The organism is Streptomyces sp. NBC_00670 (assembly GCF_036226765.1).
Lineage (GTDB): Bacteria > Actinomycetota > Actinomycetes > Streptomycetales > Streptomycetaceae > Streptomyces.
Window position 1 is genome coordinate 3,697,564 of sequence record NZ_CP109017.1, and the last position, 18,010, is coordinate 3,715,573.

The 18,010-nt window shown below is 69.8% G+C and carries 17 protein-coding genes; 8 read left to right on the forward strand and 9 right to left on the reverse strand.

Translation table 11 applies throughout. The features are described from left to right. The first annotated feature begins 22 nt into the window (after positions 1-22). From OIE12_RS16480 to trxA, 5 genes are all read left to right on the forward strand, one after another. Positions 23-1,738 carry a protein kinase family protein gene (locus tag OIE12_RS16480; protein WP_329136049.1) on the forward strand — a complete coding sequence of 572 codons (1,716 nt, stop codon included), beginning with the start codon at positions 23-25 and terminating at the stop codon, positions 1,736-1,738. A gap of 34 nt (positions 1,739-1,772) precedes the next feature. Beyond that, entirely contained in the window at positions 1,773-2,525 is a 753-nt protein-coding gene (gene sigM / locus OIE12_RS16485; protein WP_329136052.1) for an RNA polymerase sigma factor SigM, read from the forward strand. After that, positions 2,522-3,511 (forward strand): anti-sigma factor family protein, encoded by a 990-nt coding sequence (locus tag OIE12_RS16490; protein ID WP_329136054.1) that lies wholly within the window; start codon positions 2,522-2,524, stop codon positions 3,509-3,511. The genes sigM and OIE12_RS16490 overlap by 4 nt, the downstream gene beginning before the upstream one ends. A gap of 211 nt (positions 3,512-3,722) precedes the next feature. Continuing rightward, positions 3,723-4,694 carry a thioredoxin-disulfide reductase gene (gene trxB, locus OIE12_RS16495; RefSeq protein ID WP_030376941.1) on the forward strand — a complete coding sequence of 324 codons (972 nt, stop codon included), beginning with the start codon at positions 3,723-3,725 and terminating at the stop codon, positions 4,692-4,694. A gap of 47 nt (positions 4,695-4,741) precedes the next feature. Next, complete coding sequence (trxA, locus tag OIE12_RS16500; protein ID WP_030376940.1) at positions 4,742-5,074, forward strand: thioredoxin; 333 nt, start codon at positions 4,742-4,744, stop codon at positions 5,072-5,074. Between the two features lie 99 nt (positions 5,075-5,173). Here the strand turns inward: trxA and OIE12_RS16505 are convergent, their stop codons facing one another. The 9 genes from OIE12_RS16505 to rpmH form a co-directional block, all read right to left on the reverse strand. Then, complete coding sequence (locus tag OIE12_RS16505; RefSeq protein ID WP_329136057.1) at positions 5,174-5,791, reverse strand: GNAT family N-acetyltransferase; 618 nt, start codon at positions 5,789-5,791, stop codon at positions 5,174-5,176. A gap of 201 nt (positions 5,792-5,992) precedes the next feature. Beyond that, positions 5,993-6,994, reverse strand: coding sequence for a ParB/RepB/Spo0J family partition protein (locus OIE12_RS16510; protein ID WP_329136059.1), 1,002 nt, complete (start codon positions 6,992-6,994; stop codon positions 5,993-5,995). Next, positions 6,991-8,064 (reverse strand): AAA family ATPase, encoded by a 1,074-nt coding sequence (locus tag OIE12_RS16515; RefSeq protein ID WP_329136061.1) that lies wholly within the window; start codon positions 8,062-8,064, stop codon positions 6,991-6,993. The genes OIE12_RS16510 and OIE12_RS16515 overlap by 4 nt, the downstream gene beginning before the upstream one ends. A 410-nt stretch (positions 8,065-8,474) precedes the next feature. Beyond that, positions 8,475-9,191, reverse strand: coding sequence for a 16S rRNA (guanine(527)-N(7))-methyltransferase RsmG (gene rsmG / locus OIE12_RS16520; protein WP_329136062.1), 717 nt, complete (start codon positions 9,189-9,191; stop codon positions 8,475-8,477). Between the two features lie 119 nt (positions 9,192-9,310). Further along, positions 9,311-9,823 carry a Jag family protein gene (locus OIE12_RS16525; RefSeq protein WP_329136064.1) on the reverse strand — a complete coding sequence of 171 codons (513 nt, stop codon included), beginning with the start codon at positions 9,821-9,823 and terminating at the stop codon, positions 9,311-9,313. A gap of 15 nt (positions 9,824-9,838) precedes the next feature. Beyond that, positions 9,839-11,176: a membrane protein insertase YidC gene (yidC, locus tag OIE12_RS16530; RefSeq protein ID WP_329136066.1), complete on the reverse strand. Its 1,338-nt coding sequence runs from the start codon at positions 11,174-11,176 to the stop codon at positions 9,839-9,841. A gap of 3 nt (positions 11,177-11,179) precedes the next feature. Beyond that, entirely contained in the window at positions 11,180-11,536 is a 357-nt protein-coding gene (gene yidD, locus OIE12_RS16535; RefSeq protein WP_030376933.1) for a membrane protein insertion efficiency factor YidD, read from the reverse strand. Beyond that, positions 11,533-11,904 carry a ribonuclease P protein component gene (gene rnpA / locus OIE12_RS16540; protein ID WP_078618004.1) on the reverse strand — a complete coding sequence of 124 codons (372 nt, stop codon included), beginning with the start codon at positions 11,902-11,904 and terminating at the stop codon, positions 11,533-11,535. The genes yidD and rnpA overlap by 4 nt, the downstream gene beginning before the upstream one ends. A gap of 18 nt (positions 11,905-11,922) precedes the next feature. Next, positions 11,923-12,060, reverse strand: coding sequence for a 50S ribosomal protein L34 (gene rpmH / locus OIE12_RS16545; RefSeq protein WP_003956500.1), 138 nt, complete (start codon positions 12,058-12,060; stop codon positions 11,923-11,925). A 612-nt stretch (positions 12,061-12,672) separates the two neighbouring features. Here rpmH and dnaA point away from each other — a divergent pair. The 3 genes from dnaA to gnd all read left to right on the forward strand — a co-directional run bounded on the left by dnaA (position 12,673) and on the right by gnd (position 17,975). After that, the gene (dnaA, locus tag OIE12_RS16550; RefSeq protein WP_443054050.1) at positions 12,673-14,751 is read left to right on the forward strand and encodes a chromosomal replication initiator protein DnaA; all 2,079 of its coding nucleotides are present in this window, start codon (positions 12,673-12,675) and stop codon (positions 14,749-14,751) included. A 921-nt stretch (positions 14,752-15,672) separates the two neighbouring features. Next, the gene (dnaN, locus tag OIE12_RS16555) at positions 15,673-16,803 is read left to right on the forward strand and encodes a DNA polymerase III subunit beta (RefSeq protein WP_329136069.1); all 1,131 of its coding nucleotides are present in this window, start codon (positions 15,673-15,675) and stop codon (positions 16,801-16,803) included. A 296-nt stretch (positions 16,804-17,099) separates the two neighbouring features. Beyond that, a complete protein-coding gene (gene gnd, locus OIE12_RS16560) occupies positions 17,100-17,975 on the forward strand; it encodes a phosphogluconate dehydrogenase (NAD(+)-dependent, decarboxylating) (RefSeq protein ID WP_329136071.1) in 876 nt (291 codons plus the stop codon). The last annotated feature ends 35 nt before the right edge of the window (positions 17,976-18,010 follow it).

The window sequence follows — 18,010 nt, forward strand, 5'->3', positions numbered from 1 at the left end:
GGATGGGGAGGCAGGGACGACGGTGGCGGAACGGAGCACGTCTGCCGTCGACGTGGCAGACAACAGCGGTGACGAGCCGCTGACCGCCAAGGCGGACCAGTCCACGTCCGACGGGGTGGCCCAGAAGCGGGAGCGGGAGACGGACGGCGAAGAGACACAGGGCAGCGGCAGGACCGACGGTTCCGGCGCGGCCTCGCCGCCCGAACTGCACAGCGGCCACAAACTCGCCAGACGCTACCGTCTCGAGGAGTGCGTCACCCGTCTGGACGGATTCAGCAGCTGGCGCGCGGTGGACGAGAAGCTCCGCCGTGCCGTCGGCGTGCACGTCCTGCCGGCGGACCATGCGCGGGCCCGGTCGGTGCTGGCCGCCGCCCGCTCCGCCGCGCTCCTCGGTGACCCCCGCTTCGTCCAGGTCCTCGACGCCGTCGACGAGAACGACCTCGTCTACGTCGTCCACGAATGGCTGCCGGACGCCACCGAGCTGACGGCGCTGCTGGCCGCCGGGCCGCTGGAGGTGCACGACGCCTACCAGATGGTCACCCAGGTGTCCCAGGCGATGGCCGCCGCGCACCGCGAGGGCCTGGCCCATCTGCGGCTCACCCCGGGCGCGGTGCTGCGCACCTCCTCCGGGCAGTGGCGCATCCGCGGGCTCGCGGTCAACGCCGCGCTGCGCGGCATCGGTTCCGACACCCCGCAGCGCACCGACACGGAGGCGATCGGCGCACTGCTGTACGCCTCGCTGACCCAGCGCTGGCCCTATGAGGAGGACGCCTACGGGCTGTCCGGACTGCCCAAGGGCGTCGGTCTGATCGCACCCGACCAGGTACGGGCCGGCGTCCACCGCGGTCTGTCCGAACTGGCGATGCGCGCCCTCGCCAACGACGGCGCCACCGCCTCCCGGCACGAGTCGCCGTGCACCACGCCGGAGGAACTGGTCAAGGCGATCGGCGAGATGCCCCGCATCCGGCCGCCGGAGCCGGCGTTCACCGCCCCGCCCGAGTACCAGCGCACCAGCTTCCAGCAGGGCTACGGCCGCCCGGCCCCGCACCCCGGCGTCACCCAGCCGGTGCCCGCGCCCCCGCCCGCGTTGCAGAGCCGTACCGGCAAGGCGCTCAAGTGGGCCGTCTCGGCACTGCTCATCGTCGCCCTGGGGCTCGGCAGCTGGCAGCTGGCCGACGCCCTCATGGACCGGGGCGAGAAGTCCGACGACACCGGCACGACCCACACGACGGACAGCAACGACAAGAACAGCGAGGCGCACAAGCCCGTCAAGCCGCTCACGATCGAGGCCGCCCGGGAGTACGTCGTCGAGGGATCCGCACAGGCGGCCGCGGACGTCGGCAAGACCTACGACGACGACCCGTCCTCGTACTGGCGCACCAAGAGCTATACCGACGGACCGCGGCTCGCCCCGTACAAGCCGGGCGTGGGCATCGTCTACGACCTCGGATCGGCCAAGTCGGTGTCGGCGGCCTCGATAGCGCTTCTGTACCCGGGCAACCACACGACGGTCCATCTGTACGCCGCCGACTCGCTCTCGCCCTCCGCCTCCGTCAGCTCCATGAAGGAGATCGGCTCCGCCACCACCAGCGACAAGAAGGTCAGCCTGAAGGGCAAGAAGAGCGTGAAGACCCAGTACGTGCTGCTGTGGATCACGGACGTGCCCTACGCGTCGGGGGACAACTACAGCGGCTCCGGCTACAAGCAGGCCATCACCGACGTGACGTTCAGGGGCTAGGGTCCCGGCACACGCCGGCGTGGGAGGGGGTCGGATGGCGGACGAGGCCGGGTACGGCGGCGTGAGCGATCAGGACCTCCTCGCCCGTCATGTCGGCGGCGACCACGAGGCGTTCGGCGAACTCGTGCGTCGCCACCGCGACCGGCTGTGGGCGGTGGCGCTGCGGACGCTGGGGGACCGCGAGGAGGCCGCCGACGCCGTCCAGGACGCCCTCGTCTCCGCCTACCGGGCCGCGCACACCTTCCGCGGCCGCTCCGCCGTCACCACTTGGCTGCACCGCATCACGGTCAACGCCTGCCTGGACCGCGCCCGCAAGGCCGCCTCCCGCAGGACCTCCCCCGTGGAGGACACCGAGCGGCTGGAGCAGCTCCTGGAACCGCACGAGCCGGCGTCCGCGCCGGCCGAGCGCAACGATCTGAACCGTCAGCTCCTCCAGGCGCTCGCCACCCTGCCCGCGGACCAGCGGGCCGCGCTGGTCCTGGTGGACATGCAGGGGTACCCCGTGGCGGAGGCCGCCCGCATCCTCGACGTGCCCACCGGCACGGTGAAGAGCCGCTGCGCACGGGGCAGAGCCAGACTCCTGCCGCTGCTCACCCATCTCCGTGCGGACGGCGGCGGAACCGGCGCCCTCCCTGCGGACGACGGCGGGCCCGGCGCCGGCGTCACGAAAAAGTCCGGACCGGGAAGGAACCGGACGCAGGGACCGTCCGTCCCACCCGCAGCGAAACCACACGACGCGGGACCGAGCGATACAGCCGCTGTGCGGAACGGAGGTGAGCGAGCATGACATCCACGACCGACGACACTGCCGGGCACCCGGACGTCGACGAGCTCTCCGACCTCACCGAGGGCCTCCTCCCGCCGTCCCGCGCCGCGGACATACGGCGACACCTGGACGGCTGCGCCCTGTGCGCCGATGTCCACGCCTCCCTCAGCGAGATCCGCGAGCTGCTCGGCACCCTGCCGGGCCCCTCGCACATGCCCGACGACGTGGCCACACGGATCGACGCGGCACTCGCCGCGGAGGCTCTGCTGGAGGCGCGCGACGGTCTCTCCCCGTCGGGAGAGGGCGTCGATGTTTCACGTGAAACATCGGTCCCCGCAGGAGCGTCGGTTTCCTCTGTTTCACGTGAAACATCGTCGACCCAATCCGCCCTCTCCGCCCCGGCGCCCTCCGCCCGCCCCGCCGGGCACGGTCGTGCGGCGACCGGCCCGGGTCGGACGAACCGCGCCTCCCGACGTCGCAGGACAGTCGTCCTGAGCGGCGTGGTCACCGCCGCCGCCCTCGGACTGGGCGGACTGCTCACGCAGGTGCTGGACGACGGCGGCGAGAAGGATGTGGCGTCCGCGACGGCGCCGCACACCGACGCGGCCCACACCTACTCCGAAGGGTCGCTGCGGGACCAGGTGACCACTCTGCTCGGCACGGAGAAGAACGGCACCGCGAGCACCAGCGCGAAGCCCTGGAAGGCCGATCCCGGCACGGGCTCCTCGGCCGAGTCCGCAGGGACGGGGATGCAGCCGAACACCACCCTGCGGGGCACGACCGTCGACATCCCCATGTGCATCGAGCGGGCGGTCGACGGCCACCAGGCCGTCCTCGCCGCCGACAAGGGCGTCTACAAGGGGACGCGCGTCTACCTCGTGGTGACGCCGGACGCCACCGACAGCTCACGCGTCGCGGCCTACCTCGTGGACGCCTCCTGCACCACGCGGTCCGCCTCCGTCGGCACCGGCAAGGTGCTCCTGACGCGGACCTACGCGCGCTCCTGAGCGGACCTTCCGTGGACCGCCGTTTCCCGGGTACCCGAAGGGCAAGACCTCGCCAAGGCGCCGTCCGTGCCCGCGCCACGGGCCGGGGCGGAGTGCCCCCGACCCACCGGGAATGCGTGCCGCCTAGGATCCGTTGGGTGGGGTGAGAGCTCGGACTGAGGCTCCCACCGAACCAACGCAGCTGCAGTCTCCAGAGACGAGGAATGAAGCCGTGAGCGACGTCCGTAACGTGATCATCATCGGCTCCGGGCCCGCCGGCTACACGGCGGCGCTCTACACCGCGCGCGCGTCGCTGAAGCCGCTGGTGTTCGAGGGCGCTGTCACCGCGGGTGGTGCGCTCATGAACACCACCGAGGTGGAGAACTTCCCCGGCTTCCAGGACGGCATCATGGGCCCCGAGCTCATGGACAACATGCGCGCCCAGGCCGAGCGCTTCGGGGCCGAGCTGGTCCCGGACGACATCGTCTCCGTCGACCTCACCGGTGAGATCAAGACCGTCACGGACACCTCCGGCACGGTCCACCGGGCCAAGGCGGTCATCGTCACCACCGGCTCTCAGCACCGCAAGCTCGGGCTGCCCAACGAGGACGCCCTCTCCGGACGCGGTGTCTCGTGGTGCGCCACCTGTGACGGCTTCTTCTTCAAGGACCACGACATCGCCGTGATCGGTGGCGGTGACACCGCCATGGAGGAGGCAACCTTCCTCTCCCGGTTTGCCAAGTCCGTGACGATCGTCCACCGCCGTGACACGCTGCGCGCCTCCAAGGCCATGCAGGAGCGTGCCTTCGCCGACCCGAAGATCAAGTTCGTCTGGGACAGCGAGGTCGCCGAGATCAAGGGCGACCCGAAGCTGGCCGGTCTGACGCTGCGCAACCTGAAGACCGGCGAGACGTCGGAGCTGCCGGTGACGGGCCTGTTCATCGCGATCGGCCACGACCCGCGCACCGAGCTCTTCAAGGGCCAGCTCGACCTGGACGAGGAGGGCTACCTCAAGGTCGACGCCCCCTCGACCCGCACCAACCAGACGGGTGTCTTCGGCGCCGGTGACGTCGTCGACCACACCTACCGCCAGGCGATCACGGCGGCCGGCACCGGCTGTTCCGCCGCCCTGGACGCCGAGCGCTTCCTCGCGGCCCTCGCCGACAACGAGCAGCAGGCCGAGCCCGAGAAGACCGCTGTCTGACCCCGTCCCGTCCCAACCCCACCGCACCAACCAGTTAGGAGCCCGCCGTGGCCGGCACCCTGAAGCACGTGACCGACGATACTTTTGAGCAGGACGTCCTCAAGAGCGACAAGCCTGTCCTGGTGGACTTCTGGGCCGCCTGGTGCGGCCCGTGCCGCCAGATCGCCCCCTCGCTCGAGGCGATCGCCGCGGAGTACGGAGACAAGATCGAGATCGTCAAGCTCAACATCGACGAGAACCCCGCCACGGCCGCCAAGTACGGTGTCATGTCGATCCCGACCCTGAACGTGTACCAGGGCGGCGAGGTCGCCAAGACCATCGTCGGCGCCAAGCCGAAGGGCGCGATCGTCAAGGACCTCTCGGACTTCATCGCCGAATAGGCGGCAACGCCGGTGACCGTACCGGCGCGATGTTTCACGTGAAACATCGAAGGGGCCGACCCACACGGGTCGGCCCCTTCGCGCTCGCCGGGACGACTCTCACAGAGGCCGCAGCACCGGTTCCTTCTGTACGGCGCCGAGGAGCCGGTCCAGGGCCATCTCCACATCCTCCTTCCAGGAGAGCGTGGAGCGCAGCTCCAGCCGGAGCCGTGGGTGACTGGGGTGGGGCCGCACCGTCTTGAAGCCGACCGCCAGCAGATGGTCGACGGGCAGCAGACACGCCGGCTCCTTCCAGCGCGCGTCGCCGAAGGCCTCGATCGCCTTGAACCCCCGGCGCAGCAGATCCTTGGCGACCGTCTGCACCATCACCCGCCCCAGCCCCTGCCCCTGGTACCCCGGCAGCACGAAACCGGTGATCAACTGAACGGCGTCCGGCGAGACCGGACTGGTGGGGAACGCCGCGGAGCGAGGCACATAGGCGGGAGGTGCGTACAGCACGAATCCCACCGGGGCGTCGTCCACGTAGACGACGCGGCCGCAGGACCCCCAGTCCAGGAGGACGGCGGAGATCCAGCCCTCCTTCTCCAGGGCGGACGTGCCTCCCTGTATCGCGGCCTCACCGCTGACGGGGTCCAGCTCCCAGAAGACACAGGCGCGGCAGCGCTGGGGGAGGTCCTGCAGATTGTCCAGCGTGAGCGGTACGAGCCGACGCCCCATGAAAGCCGTTCCTCGCTTCCCCAGCCCGCTGCGCCACGGGCGGCCAGTGGATGCGCATACCCTCTTCGCATCGTAACCACGATGCGATTCCCTCAGTACCGCCGCAAAGCAAAGAGCGGACCGTGTTCCGGTATGCACCGGACACGATCCGCCCGAGCCCGGGTGGCGGCGGAACGAAACGTCCCTCCACCACCGGCCGGCTCAGTCCTGCGGCTGCTCCTCGCCGTTCTGCGGAGCCCTCTTCAGGACCGGACCCTCGCCTGGAGCCAGGCTTGCGAGGATACGTTCGAGGTCTTCCATCGAGGCGAACTCGACGGTGATCTTGCCCTTCTTCTGCCCCAGGTCCACCTTCACCCGCGTCTCGAAGCGGTCCGAAAGCCGGGTCGCGAGGTCACCCAGCGCCGGGGCGACCAACGAGCCCGCCCGGGGCTTCTTGGCGCGGGCAGCCGGTGCGGGGTCGGAGCCCGTCATCAGTTTGACGATCTCCTCGATGGACCGGACCGAAAGCCCCTCGGCCACGATCCGGTGGGCGAGCCTCTCCTGCTCCTCCAAGTCCTCAACGGGAATCAGCGCCCGCGCGTGACCGGCGGAGAGCACACCGGCGGCCACCTTGCTCTGGACCTTGGCCGAAAGCTTCAGCAGGCGCAGCGTGTTGGAGACCTGCGAGCGGGACCGGCCGATACGGTCCGCCAGCTGGTCGTGCGTGCAGTTGAAGTCCTTCAGCAACTGGTCGTAGGCGGCGGCCTCTTCCAGCGGGTTCAGCTGAGCACGGTGCAGGTTCTCCAGGAGGGCGTCCAGGAGGAGCTTCTCGTCGTCCGTGGCCCGGACGATCGCCGGAATGGCCGTCAGCCCCGCCTCATGACAGGCACGCCAGCGGCGCTCACCCATGATGAGTTCGTACTCGGCGGGCGCCTCGTACACCCCAGGACCGACGCGCCGCACGACCACGGGCTGAAGCAACCCCACCTCCTTGATCGAGGTGATCAACTCGGCGAGCGCATCCTCGTCGAACACACTGCGAGGCTGCTGCGGGTTCGGGACGATGGAGTCCAAGGGCAGCTCCGCGAAGTGGGCCCCGACGGGCGGCCCAGGCATCCTGGGCACGACCGGCTCCTCCGGATGCGGCAGTGTCCCCAGCCCTCCGCTCGGGGGCGGAATCAACGCCCCCAGGCCCTTCCCCAACCCCCTCCGTCGCTCGCTCACTGGATCCCCTCCACCATGTTCTGGTTGTTCTCTGTGCCCAAGTGGGCGTGCTCGGCGTCGTAGGTCACCCCGACGCCGCGCAGTGCGATCTCGCGCGCCGCCTCGAAGTACGAGAGGGCTCCGCTCGATCCCGGATCGTAGGTCAGCACCGTCTGCCCGTAGCTCGGCGCCTCGGAGATGCGGACCGAGCGCGGGATGCTGGTCCGTAGTACCTCGTTGCCGAAGTGACTGCGCACCTCGTCCGCGACCTGGGACGCCAGCCGGGTCCGCCCGTCGTACATGGTGAGCAGGATCGTCGAAACGTGCAGCGCGGGGTTGAGATGCCCGCGCACCAGATCGACGTTGCGCAGCAGTTGGCCCAGTCCCTCCAGTGCGTAGTACTCGCACTGGATCGGGATGAGGACCTCCGCGCCGGCGACGAGCGCGTTGACCGTCAGCAGGCCGAGCGAGGGCGGACAGTCGATGAGGATGTAGTCCAGCGGCTGCTCGTACGCCTGGATGGCCCGCTGGAGCCGGCTCTCCCGGGCCACCAGGGAGACCAGCTCGATCTCGGCACCGGCGAGATCGATGGTGGCGGGGGCGCAGAAGAGGCCCTCTACATCGGGGACGGGCTGGACGACCTCGGCGAGCGGCTTACTCTCCACCAGGACGTCGTAGATGGACGGGACCTCGGCGTGGTGGTCGATGCCCAACGCGGTGGACGCATTGCCCTGGGGGTCGAGGTCGACCACCAGGACACGAGCGCCGTGCAGGGCCAGCGACGCGGCGAGGTTGACCGTGGTCGTGGTCTTCCCCACGCCGCCCTTCTGGTTGGCGACCACCATGACACGGGTCTGCTCCGGCCGTGGCAGGCCTTCGCCGGCACGTCCCAGTGCCTCCACCGCGAGTTGGGCAGCACGGCCGATGGGTGTGTCGTCCATCGGGGGCGGTGTTTCACGTGAAACATCCTCCCCGAGCGACTCGGTACGGGGACCGGGGACCGGATCGGCCATCGGTCCCGCGATGTTGGCGTCGGACCGCAAGGATTCACTCTCCTCGACTTCAGACTCGCGATGAACAGAGCCTGCCATGCCTTCGGGGTCATGAACCAGTGAGGCCTGGTGTTCTGTGGAGAAATCCACCTTTGTGGAAAACTCCGTGCCCCTTCCGGGGGATGCGGCACCGTCGACACACGACGGGGCACCGCTCGATGGGGTGTCTTTCTCCAAGGATCCGAGGGGCCGACGGTCCCGGGGCGCTGCCGCAGCCCGGTTGCGGCCGATGATGCCGTGCAGCAGTGAGCGATGTTTCACGTGAAACACGATGCACAGCGGCCGCAGGCAGACCCTCGCGACACTCCGTATTGCGGCGCTATGCCTGCTTGGGTGGAGTACGCCCTCAGAAACCCGCCACCGGAAGTCCGCCACCACATGGCCACTGCTGGATGGCCACCACCAGATGGCTGCCGCACCGTCCACGCCGCTGACGCTGCGCTGATGCGTCAGCGACGCCGACGCGCCCTTCCCGTCCGCGCCGCCTTGGCACGCTTGGCGGCGAAGCGGACCCCGCCGGGGCTTTCCCCGACCTCGACCCGCACGACGGTGGACCGGGGCTCCACCACGCCCTCGCCGACATGCAGGATGGAGGTCTCCACGGCGCCCAGCTTGGTCAGTGCCACGGCCGCGCTCTTCAGTTCCTCCTCGGCCGCGTCACCCTTGAGCGCCAGCATCTCCCCGTAGGGACGCAGCAGCGGAATGCCCCAGGTGGCAAGGCGGTCCAGCGGTGCCACCGCCCGCGCGGTCACCACGTGCACCGGCGGCAGCTGGCCCATGACCTCCTCGGCACGGCCGCGAACGACCGTCACATGGTCCAGGCCCAGCAGTTCGACGACCTCGGTGAGGAAGTTGGTGCGCCGCAGCAGCGGTTCGAGCAGCGTGATCTTCAGGTCCTCGCGGACCAGCGCCAGGGGGATGCCGGGCAGACCGGCGCCGGAGCCGACGTCGCACACGGTCACCGACTCCGGCACGACCTCCGAGAGCACGGCGCAGTTCAGCAGATGCCGCTCCCACAGACGGGGCACCTCACGGGGGCCGATGAGACCGCGCTGCACGCCCGCCTCGGCGAGCAGTTCCGCATAGCGCACCGCGTCCGCGAAGCGGTCGCCGAAGACCACGCGCGCCTCCTCGGGCGCCGGGGGGAGCTCCGCTGCCTCCGTCACGGGGGACCGTCCTTCCGTACCGCTTCAGCGCGCCGGGCGCTGACCATCAGGGATGTCAGGCTGACAAAATCCGGCCCCGTCTGCGCAACAGACGGGGCCGGAGGGACGTACGTACCGGATCAGGCGGGCAGCACGACGACGAAGCGCTGCGGCTCCTCGCCCTCGGACTCGCTGCGCAGTCCGGCGGCCTTGACCGCGTCGTGCACCACCTTGCGCTCGAAGGGGGTCATCGGCTTCATCTTCACGGCCTCGCCGCTGCTCTTCACCTCGGCCGCGGCCTTGGCGCCCAGCTCCGAGAGCTCGGAGCGCTTGTGGGCGCGGTAACCGGCGATGTCCAGCATCAGCCGGCTGCGGTCACCGGTCTCCCGGTGCACGGCCAGGCGCGTCAGCTCCTGGAGCGCCTCCAGCACCTCGCCGTCCCGGCCGACCAGCTTCTGCAGATCGCGGCTCGCGGTGTCACTGATGATCGAGACAGCGGCGCGGTCGGCCTCGACGTCCATGTCGATGTCACCGTCGAGGTCGGCGATGTCGAGCAGGCCCTCGAGGTAGTCCGCGGCGATCTCACCCTCCTGCTCCAGGCGGGTCAGGGTGTCTGCGCCCTCGGCAGCGGCGGAGGTGGTGCCTTCCGTCACGGGATGGACTCCTTCTTACTTCTTGGACGGGGACTTGGGCCGCTGTGGGCCGCCCTTGCGCTGCCCGGACTGCGCCTTGCTGCGGGCGCCGGAGCCGGACTTCGGGGTGGCCGCCTTCCGGGCGGCGGTCTGCGGAGCGTCCTGCGGCTGCTCCGCCTTGCTCAGCGACGTCGTCTCGGACGCGTCCGAGGCCGTGGAACCGGATTCCGTGGAGCCGGCCGCACCGGATCCCGCCGTGTCGCCGGCCGCCTTCGCACCGCCGCCCGACTGACGCTGGGACTTGGACTGCCGCTTGGGCTGCTGGCGCTTGGGAGCCGCGGTCGTCGGCGTGCCGTCCTCGGCGGTGAGGGTGGCGACCGCGCCCTCGCTCTTCACCACGTTGCCGTCGGGCTGGGCCGCGAGGCCCGCCTTGCTCAGACCGTTGATGAACTTGCGCTCGAACTCGTTGCGGTCGCGCCCCTTGGCGACGATCGCCTTGACGATCGTGCGCTCCCGGCGGTTGCGGGTCCTGCCGTGGTTCGTGACGTGCTTGTGCAGCCGCTCCAGGTAGGCCGCCTGGGCCTTGGAACCCGGGGTGGGGTTGTTGCGGATGACGTACATCTGCTGGCCCATGGTCCACACGTTGGTGGTCAGCCAGTAGACGAGGACACCGACCGGGAAGTTGATGCCGAAGACGGCGAACATCACGGGGAAGACGTACATCAGCATCTTCTGCTGCTGCATGAACGGCGTCTTGACCGTCGTGTCCACGTTCTTCGTCATCAGCTGGCGCTGCGTGTAGAACTGCGAGAACGACATCAGGACGATCATGATCGCCGTGACGACGCGGACGTCGGTCAGCGTGGCGCCGAGCGCCGCGACCTTGTCCGAGCTGTCCATGAACTTCGCCGCCAGCGGGGCGCCGAAGATGTGCGCCTTACGGGCGCTGTCGAGCAGGTCGCCGTCGATGACGCCGATCGTCTTGCCCGTCGCGATGCCGTTGAGCACGTGGTAGAGGGCGAAGAAGAACGGCGACTGCGCCAGGATGGGAAGACACGAGGAGAGCGGGTTGGTACCCGTCTCCTTGTACAGCTTCATCATCTCTTCGGACTGACGCTGCTTGTCGTTCTTGTAGCGCTCCTGGATCTTCTTCATCTCGGGCTGCAGCGTCTGCATGGCCCGGGTCGCCTTGATCTGCTTCACGAAGAGCGGGATCAGGCAGATGCGGATCAGCACCACCAGAGACACGATGGACAGGCCCCAGGCCCAGCCCGTGTCGGCACCGAAGAGGGCGCCGTACACCGTGTGGAACTGGACGATGACCCAGGAGACGGGTGTCGTGATAAAGCTGAAGAAGCTGGCAATCGTGTCCACTAATCATGCTCCTTGGGCATGGGACGAGGTCTTCGCGGCCGGGCTCGAGGAGACGAGGTGTCCCTCGAGGGCCGGTTCGGCGGCGGAGGTCCCGCCCTTGCGTGCGCGCCATGCGTTGCGCAGCATCTGGTGCCACCGCGGACGCTTGCGTTCGGGGACGTGGTCCACACCGCCGAGCGACCACGGGTTGCACCGCAGGATGCGCCAGGCGGTCAGCGCCGTCCCCTTGAGGGCACCGTGCCGGTCGACGGCCGTGTAGCCATAGTGCGAGCACGACGGGTAGTACTTGCAGACCGGGCCGAGCAGCGGACTGATCGTCCACTGGTACAGCTTGATCAGTGCCAGCAGCGGGTACTTCATCGCGCGCCCCCTCCCAGGAGCCGTCCCAGAGCGGCATCCAGGTCTCGGGCCAGCTGTGAGTGGTCGGCGTCGCCCGCACCGGGCAACGCTCGTACGACTACCAGGCTACCGGTGGGCACGAGGTCGACCCGGTCGCGCATCAGATGGCGAAGTCTGCGCTTCACCTTGTTCCGTACGACCGCTCCGCCGACTGCCTTGCTCACGACGAAACCCGCACGCGTCGGAGGAGCGCTCTCCCCAGGCGCGTGCGGGTCCGTGACACCGCTGCGAAGATGGACGACGAGTAGCGGGCGTCCGGCCCGACGTCCTCGGCGTACCGCGGTCGCGAAGTCCTCGCGCCGCCTCAGCCGGTTCTCGGTGGGCAGCACGTCATGACCTGTTCGCGATCAGGCGGACAGTCGGGCGCGACCCTTGCTGCGGCGGGACGCCAGGATGGCGCGGCCGGCACGGGTGCGCATCCGCAGCCGGAAGCCGTGGGTCTTCGCGCGACGACGGTTGTTCGGCTGGAAGGTGCGCTTGCTCACTCGGGGGCTCCAGTAATGAATCGATGGATGGCGGGTGTCGCCTGGCTGTCACCGTGCGCCCACGAGTAGCTCGCATTACGCCCGAGTGCACCGCTCCCGATCACCGCATGTGCCCTGGTGGGAGCGCTGTGGGTGATCTATGCCCATCGGAGGCAGGCGGCAGCAGCCATCGACAACTCGACCTGGTTACGGTACGCGCGGCGGCGCCATCGGGTCAAACCCGGCTGCCCTCGGGGACACTGTCCACAGGCTGGGGACAACAACTTGAACCGTACGGGCCGCGCTGACTACCGTGACTGGACTGTCGATTCGTTCCCTTCTCCCGCCGTTCACCCGGCGTGGTCCCGCGGCCGCCCCGGCCGACCCGAGTCGCAAACCGATCCGTCTCCCGAACCACACGTTCGTGGGACCCGTGAGAGAGCGTGCCCTGTGGCTGACGTACCTGCTGATCTTGCCGCAGTGTGGCCACGAGTACTGGAGCAGCTCCTCGGCGAGGACCGCGGTCAGGGCGTCGAGACGAAGGACGAGCACTGGATCCGGCGCTGCCAGCCGCTGGCGCTGGTCGCCGACACGGCCCTGCTCGCGGTACCGAACGAATTCGCGAAGAACGTCCTGGAGGGCCGGCTCGCGCCCGTCGTCAGCGAGACGCTGAGCCGCGAGTGCGGCCGCCCGATCCGGATCGCGATCACGGTGGACACCTCCTCCGCCGAGCCCGCGGCCCCGCAGCCGGCCGCCGCCCCGGCCCGTTACGAGGAGCCCGAACTCCCCGCACCCCAGGGCCGCGAGGCGTACGACGACCGCGGCGGCCGGGAGTCCTACGAGGACCGGGGCCGCGACGGCTACGAGGAGCGCGCCGGCCGGGAGCCGTACGACTACGACACGCCGGGGCGCGACGCCTACGACGGACGCGGCGGTCGCGAGGGATACGAGGGCCGGGGCCGGGACGGTCGCGACGGCTACGACGCGCACGCCCGCGAGAGCCGTGAGGGATACGAGAACCGGGACGCGTACGAGAACCGTGAGGGCTACGAGCCGCACTCCCGTGACGCCCGTGACGCACGTGACGTCAGGGATACGCGGGACACACGTGACGCACGCGAGCCCCGGGACCCCCGTGATCCGCGCGACTCCCGCGACTCCCGTAATGAATACGAGGGCTACGGCCGCCACCGCGCCGACGACCACCGGACGGCCCCCCGCCCCGAGCACCTCACCGGCGGCCCCGGAGGGCCCGGCGGCCCCGGTGACCAGTTGCCGACCGCACGCCCCGCCTACCCCGCCGAGTACCAGCGCCCCGAGCCCGGTGCCTGGCCGCGCCCGCAGGACGACTACGGCTGGCAGCAGCAGCGGCTCGGCTTCCCCGAGCGCGACCCGTACGCCTCACCGGCCCCCGACTACCGCACCCCTTCGCTCGACCGCCCGTCCTACGAGCAGCAGCGCCCGGAGTACGACGCCCCGCGCGGCGACTACGACCAGGCGCGCCCCGACCACGAGCAGCAGCGCCCCGACTACGGTCAGCGCCGCGAGCTGCCCGAGCAGCCGGCCGGCACCGGCCATGTGCACCGCGGCGGGCCGGTCGGCCCCCATCTGCCCACCACCGGCGCCCCCGGCCCGCTCGCGGCCCAGCCGGCCCCGGCGACCGGCCCGGGTGAGCCCACCGCACGCCTGAATCCCAAATACCTGTTCGACACCTTCGTCATCGGCGCCTCCAACCGCTTCGCGCACGCGGCCGCGGTCGCCGTCGCCGAGGCACCGGCGAAGGCGTACAACCCCCTCTTCATCTATGGGGAGTCGGGGCTCGGCAAGACGCACCTGCTGCACGCCATCGGGCACTACGCGCGCAGCCTGTACCCGGGCACGCGTGTGCGGTACGTGAGCTCGGAGGAGTTCACCAACGAGTTCATCAACTCCATCCGCGACGGCAAGGGCGACAGCTTCCGCAAGCGGTACCGCGAGATGGACATCCTGCTCGTCGACGACATCCAGTTCCTCGCGGACAAGGAGTCGACGCAGGAGGAGTTCTTCCACACCTTCAACACGCTCCACAACGCCAACAAGCAGATCGTGCTCTCCTCCGACCGGCCGCCCAAGCAACTGGTCACCCTGGAGGACCGGCTGCGCAACCGCTTCGAGTGGGGCCTGATCACCGACGTCCAGCCCCCCGAGCTGGAGACGCGCATCGCGATCCTGCGCAAGAAGGCGGTGCAGGAGCAGCTCAACGCCCCGCCGGAGGTTCTGGAGTTCATCGCCTCCCGCATCTCGCGCAACATCCGCGAGCTGGAGGGCGCGCTGATCCGGGTGACGGCGTTCGCGTCGCTCAACCGGCAGCCGGTCGATCTGGGGCTGACCGAGATCGTCCTCAAGGACCTGATCCCGGGCGGCGAGGACACCGCCCCGGAGATCACGGCCCCGGCCATCATGGCGGCGACGGCGGCCTACTTCGGCCTCACCGTGGAGGACCTGTGCGGCACCTCGCGCGGCCGTGCGCTGGTCACCGCCCGGCAGATCGCGATGTACCTGTGCCGGGAGCTGACGGACCTCTCGCTGCCGAAGATCGGCGCCCAGTTCGGCGGCCGCGACCATACGACCGTGATGCACGCCGACCGCAAGATCCGCGCGCTGATGGCCGAGCGCCGCTCGATCTACAACCAGGTCACCGAGCTGACCAACCGCATCAAGAACGGCGACTGACGCCGGCCGACGACGTACGAGGGCGCCCCCGGGACCGGTTCCCGGGGGCGCCCTCGTCGTCGTGCCGGACCGTTCCTCACCCCGCGGCCCGCGCACACCCCGGCTCCCGCACGGCTTGCCCCGCCCGCACCCGCGTTCGCGGTGTTCGAATCCGCCCCGGGGTTACGGCCTTCCTCCACAGATTCGGCGGGTTTTTCGCGTCCACACCCTGGGGACCGCGAAGTTGTCCCTACTGTGTCCACAGGCACCCCCGCCCGCAGTGGATCACCGCAGGTCAGTACCTTGTGGATTCGTGGACGAACGATCTCCACAGGCTGTGGACAGAGCGGGGATCCACAGGCTGGGGACACGGTTGTCCACGGGCAACCCACAGGCGCGGGCACGTTGTCCCCAGCGAACGGCGGTTTCTCCACATCCCTGTCCACTGTTCGGCAAGCCGACGGCGCCTCTCACCGTGTCGAGTGAAACAGGTCACAGGAAGCTGCCGGGTTGGGCTGTGGGTAACCCGGGTAAAACTGGGGACGCGTCTGGGGAGAAGTCGGCCCTCCCTGTGCACGGTGTGTGCAGAACTTTCTGTTCTCCACAGGGACCCCCGGTTTTCCACGGGTGCCACCCACAGGGGCAGTGGACAAAATTCCCGCTCTGAGCTGGGAAAACGAGGTTATCCACGGTATCCACAGGCCCTACTACTACTCCCAACCAGTTAGAGCGGGGAATCCGTTTCGAAGCGGGTCCTGTGCACAACTGCCCCTCGGCTGCCCGACCGCCCCTCGTCACGACTTGACCCCGAGGGGCACCTACTGTCAGTGCCGTGCGTCAGACTGTTCCCCGGTGCTCTTCCCCCGGCAGGGGCCGACGACACCGCGACCAGACGAAGGCCAGCAGGGCGACAGACGCCGGCAACAGCAGGAGGCGGCAACGGTGAAGATCCGGGTGGAACGCGACGTACTCGCGGAGGCAGTGGCCTGGGCGGCGCGCAGCCTCCCGGCCCGTCCGCCGGCGCCGGTCCTCGCGGGCCTGCTGCTGAAGGCGGAGGACGGGGCGCTGAGCCTGTCCAGCTTCGACTACGAGGTCTCCGCACGGGTGTCGGTGGAGGCGGAGGTCGAGGAGGAGGGCACGGTCCTCGTCTCGGGCCGGCTGCTCGCCGACATCTCGCGCGCCCTCCCCAACCGGCCGGTGGAGATTTCCACAGACGGTGTACGGGCGACGGTGGTGTGCGGCTCCTCGCGCTTCACCCTCCACACCCTGCCCGTGGAGGAGTACCCCTCGCTGCCCCAGATGCCCAACGCCACGGGCACGGTCCCGGGCGAGGTCTTCGCCTCCGCCGTGCAGCAGGTGGCCACCGCGGCCGGCCGCGACGACACGCTGCCGGTGCTCACCGGTGTGCGCATCGAGATCGAGGGCGACTCGGTGACGCTGGCCTCCACCGACCGCTACCGCTTCGCGGTCCGCGAGTTCCTGTGGAAGCCGGAGAACCCCGACATCTCCGCGGTCGCCCTGGTGCCCGCCAAGACGCTCCAGGACACCGCCAAGGCGCTCACCAGCGGCGACCAGGTCATCCTGGCGCTGTCCGGCTCGGGTGCGGGCGAGGGCCTGATCGGCTTCGAGGGCGCGGGCCGCCGTACGACCACGCGGCTGCTCGAGGGCGACCTCCCGAAGTACAAGACGCTGTTCCCGACGGAGTTCAACAGCGTCGCCGTGATCGAGACCGCCCCCTTCGTGGAGGCCGTCAAGCGCGTGGCCCTGGTCGCCGAGCGCAACACCCCGGTGCGGCTGAGCTTCGAGCAGGGCGTGCTGATCCTGGAGGCCGGCTCCAGCGACGACGCACAGGCTGTGGAAAGGGTCGACGCCCAGTTGGAGGGCGACGACATCTCGATCGCCTTCAACCCGACGTTCCTGCTGGACGGCCTGAGCGCGATCGACTCCCCGGTCGCCCAGCTCTCCTTCACGACGTCCACGAAGCCGGCGCTGCTCAGCGGCAAGCCGGCGCTGGACGCGGAGGCGGACGAGGCCTACAAGTACCTGATCATGCCGGTGCGGCTGAGCGGCTGAGTGCGGCTCAGTCACGCGGCCGACGGCTGGGGGTGTGGGGGTCGTCCCCCCACAAGACCGCAGTATGCCGGTGCGGCTGAGCGGCTGAGGCTCCCGGGCCGGGCCGCACCCGGCCCAGCGGCCCGGCCCGTCGCCCGCCGCCCCGCGCGGTCGGCTCCGGACTCCACCGGCGAAACCCCAGGTGACGGCTACGTCTGAGCGCGTATGCCCACGGATGTGCGGGCGCGTCCGGGTTTAGGCTCGGGCGCGGCACACGAGTGCCTCCCTGCCACGTCGCAACCTAAGGAAAACAACTGATGGAGCTCGGTCTCGTCGGCCTCGGCAAGATGGGCGGCAACATGCGCGAGCGCATACGCCGTGCCGGTCACACCGTCATCGGGTACGACCGCAACCCGGACCTCGCCGATGTCCACAGCCTCCAGGAGCTGGTGGGCAAGCTGGAGGCCCCGCGCGTGGTCTGGGTGATGGTTCCGGCCGGAGCCCCCACCCAGTCCACGGTCGACGAGCTGGCCGAGCTGCTCGACCCCGGCGACATCGTCGTGGACGGCGGCAACTCCCGCTGGACGGACGACGAGAAGCACGCCGAGGAGCTGGCCGCCAAGGGCATCGGCTTCGTCGACTGCGGCGTCTCCGGCGGCGTGTGGGGCCTGGAGAACGGCTACGCGCTGATGTACGGCGGCGACGCGGAGCACGTCGCCAGGGTCCAGCCGGTCTTCGACGCGCTCAAGCCGGAGGGTGACTTCGGCGCCGTGCACGCCGGCAAGGTCGGCGCAGGCCACTTCGCGAAGATGGTCCACAACGGCATCGAGTACGCGATGATGCAGGCCTACGCCGAGGGCTGGGAGCTGCTGGAGAAGGCGGACTCGGTCACGGACGTGCGCGAGGTCTTCCGCTCCTGGCAGGAGGGCACCGTCATCCGCTCCTGGCTGCTCGACCTCGCGGTCAACGCCCTCGACGAGGACGAGCATCTGGCGGAGCTGAAGGGGTACGCGCAGGACTCCGGCGAGGGCCGGTGGACCGTGGAGGCCGCCATCGACCACGCCGTGCCGCTGCCCGCGATCACGGCCTCGCTGTTCGCGCGGTTCTCCTCCCGGCAGGAGGACTCGCCGCAGATGAAGATGATCGCCGCGCTGCGCAACCAGTTCGGCGGCCACGCGGTGGAGAAGAAGTAGCACCGCCGGAACAGGCGCCCGGCGGACGCCGGAAG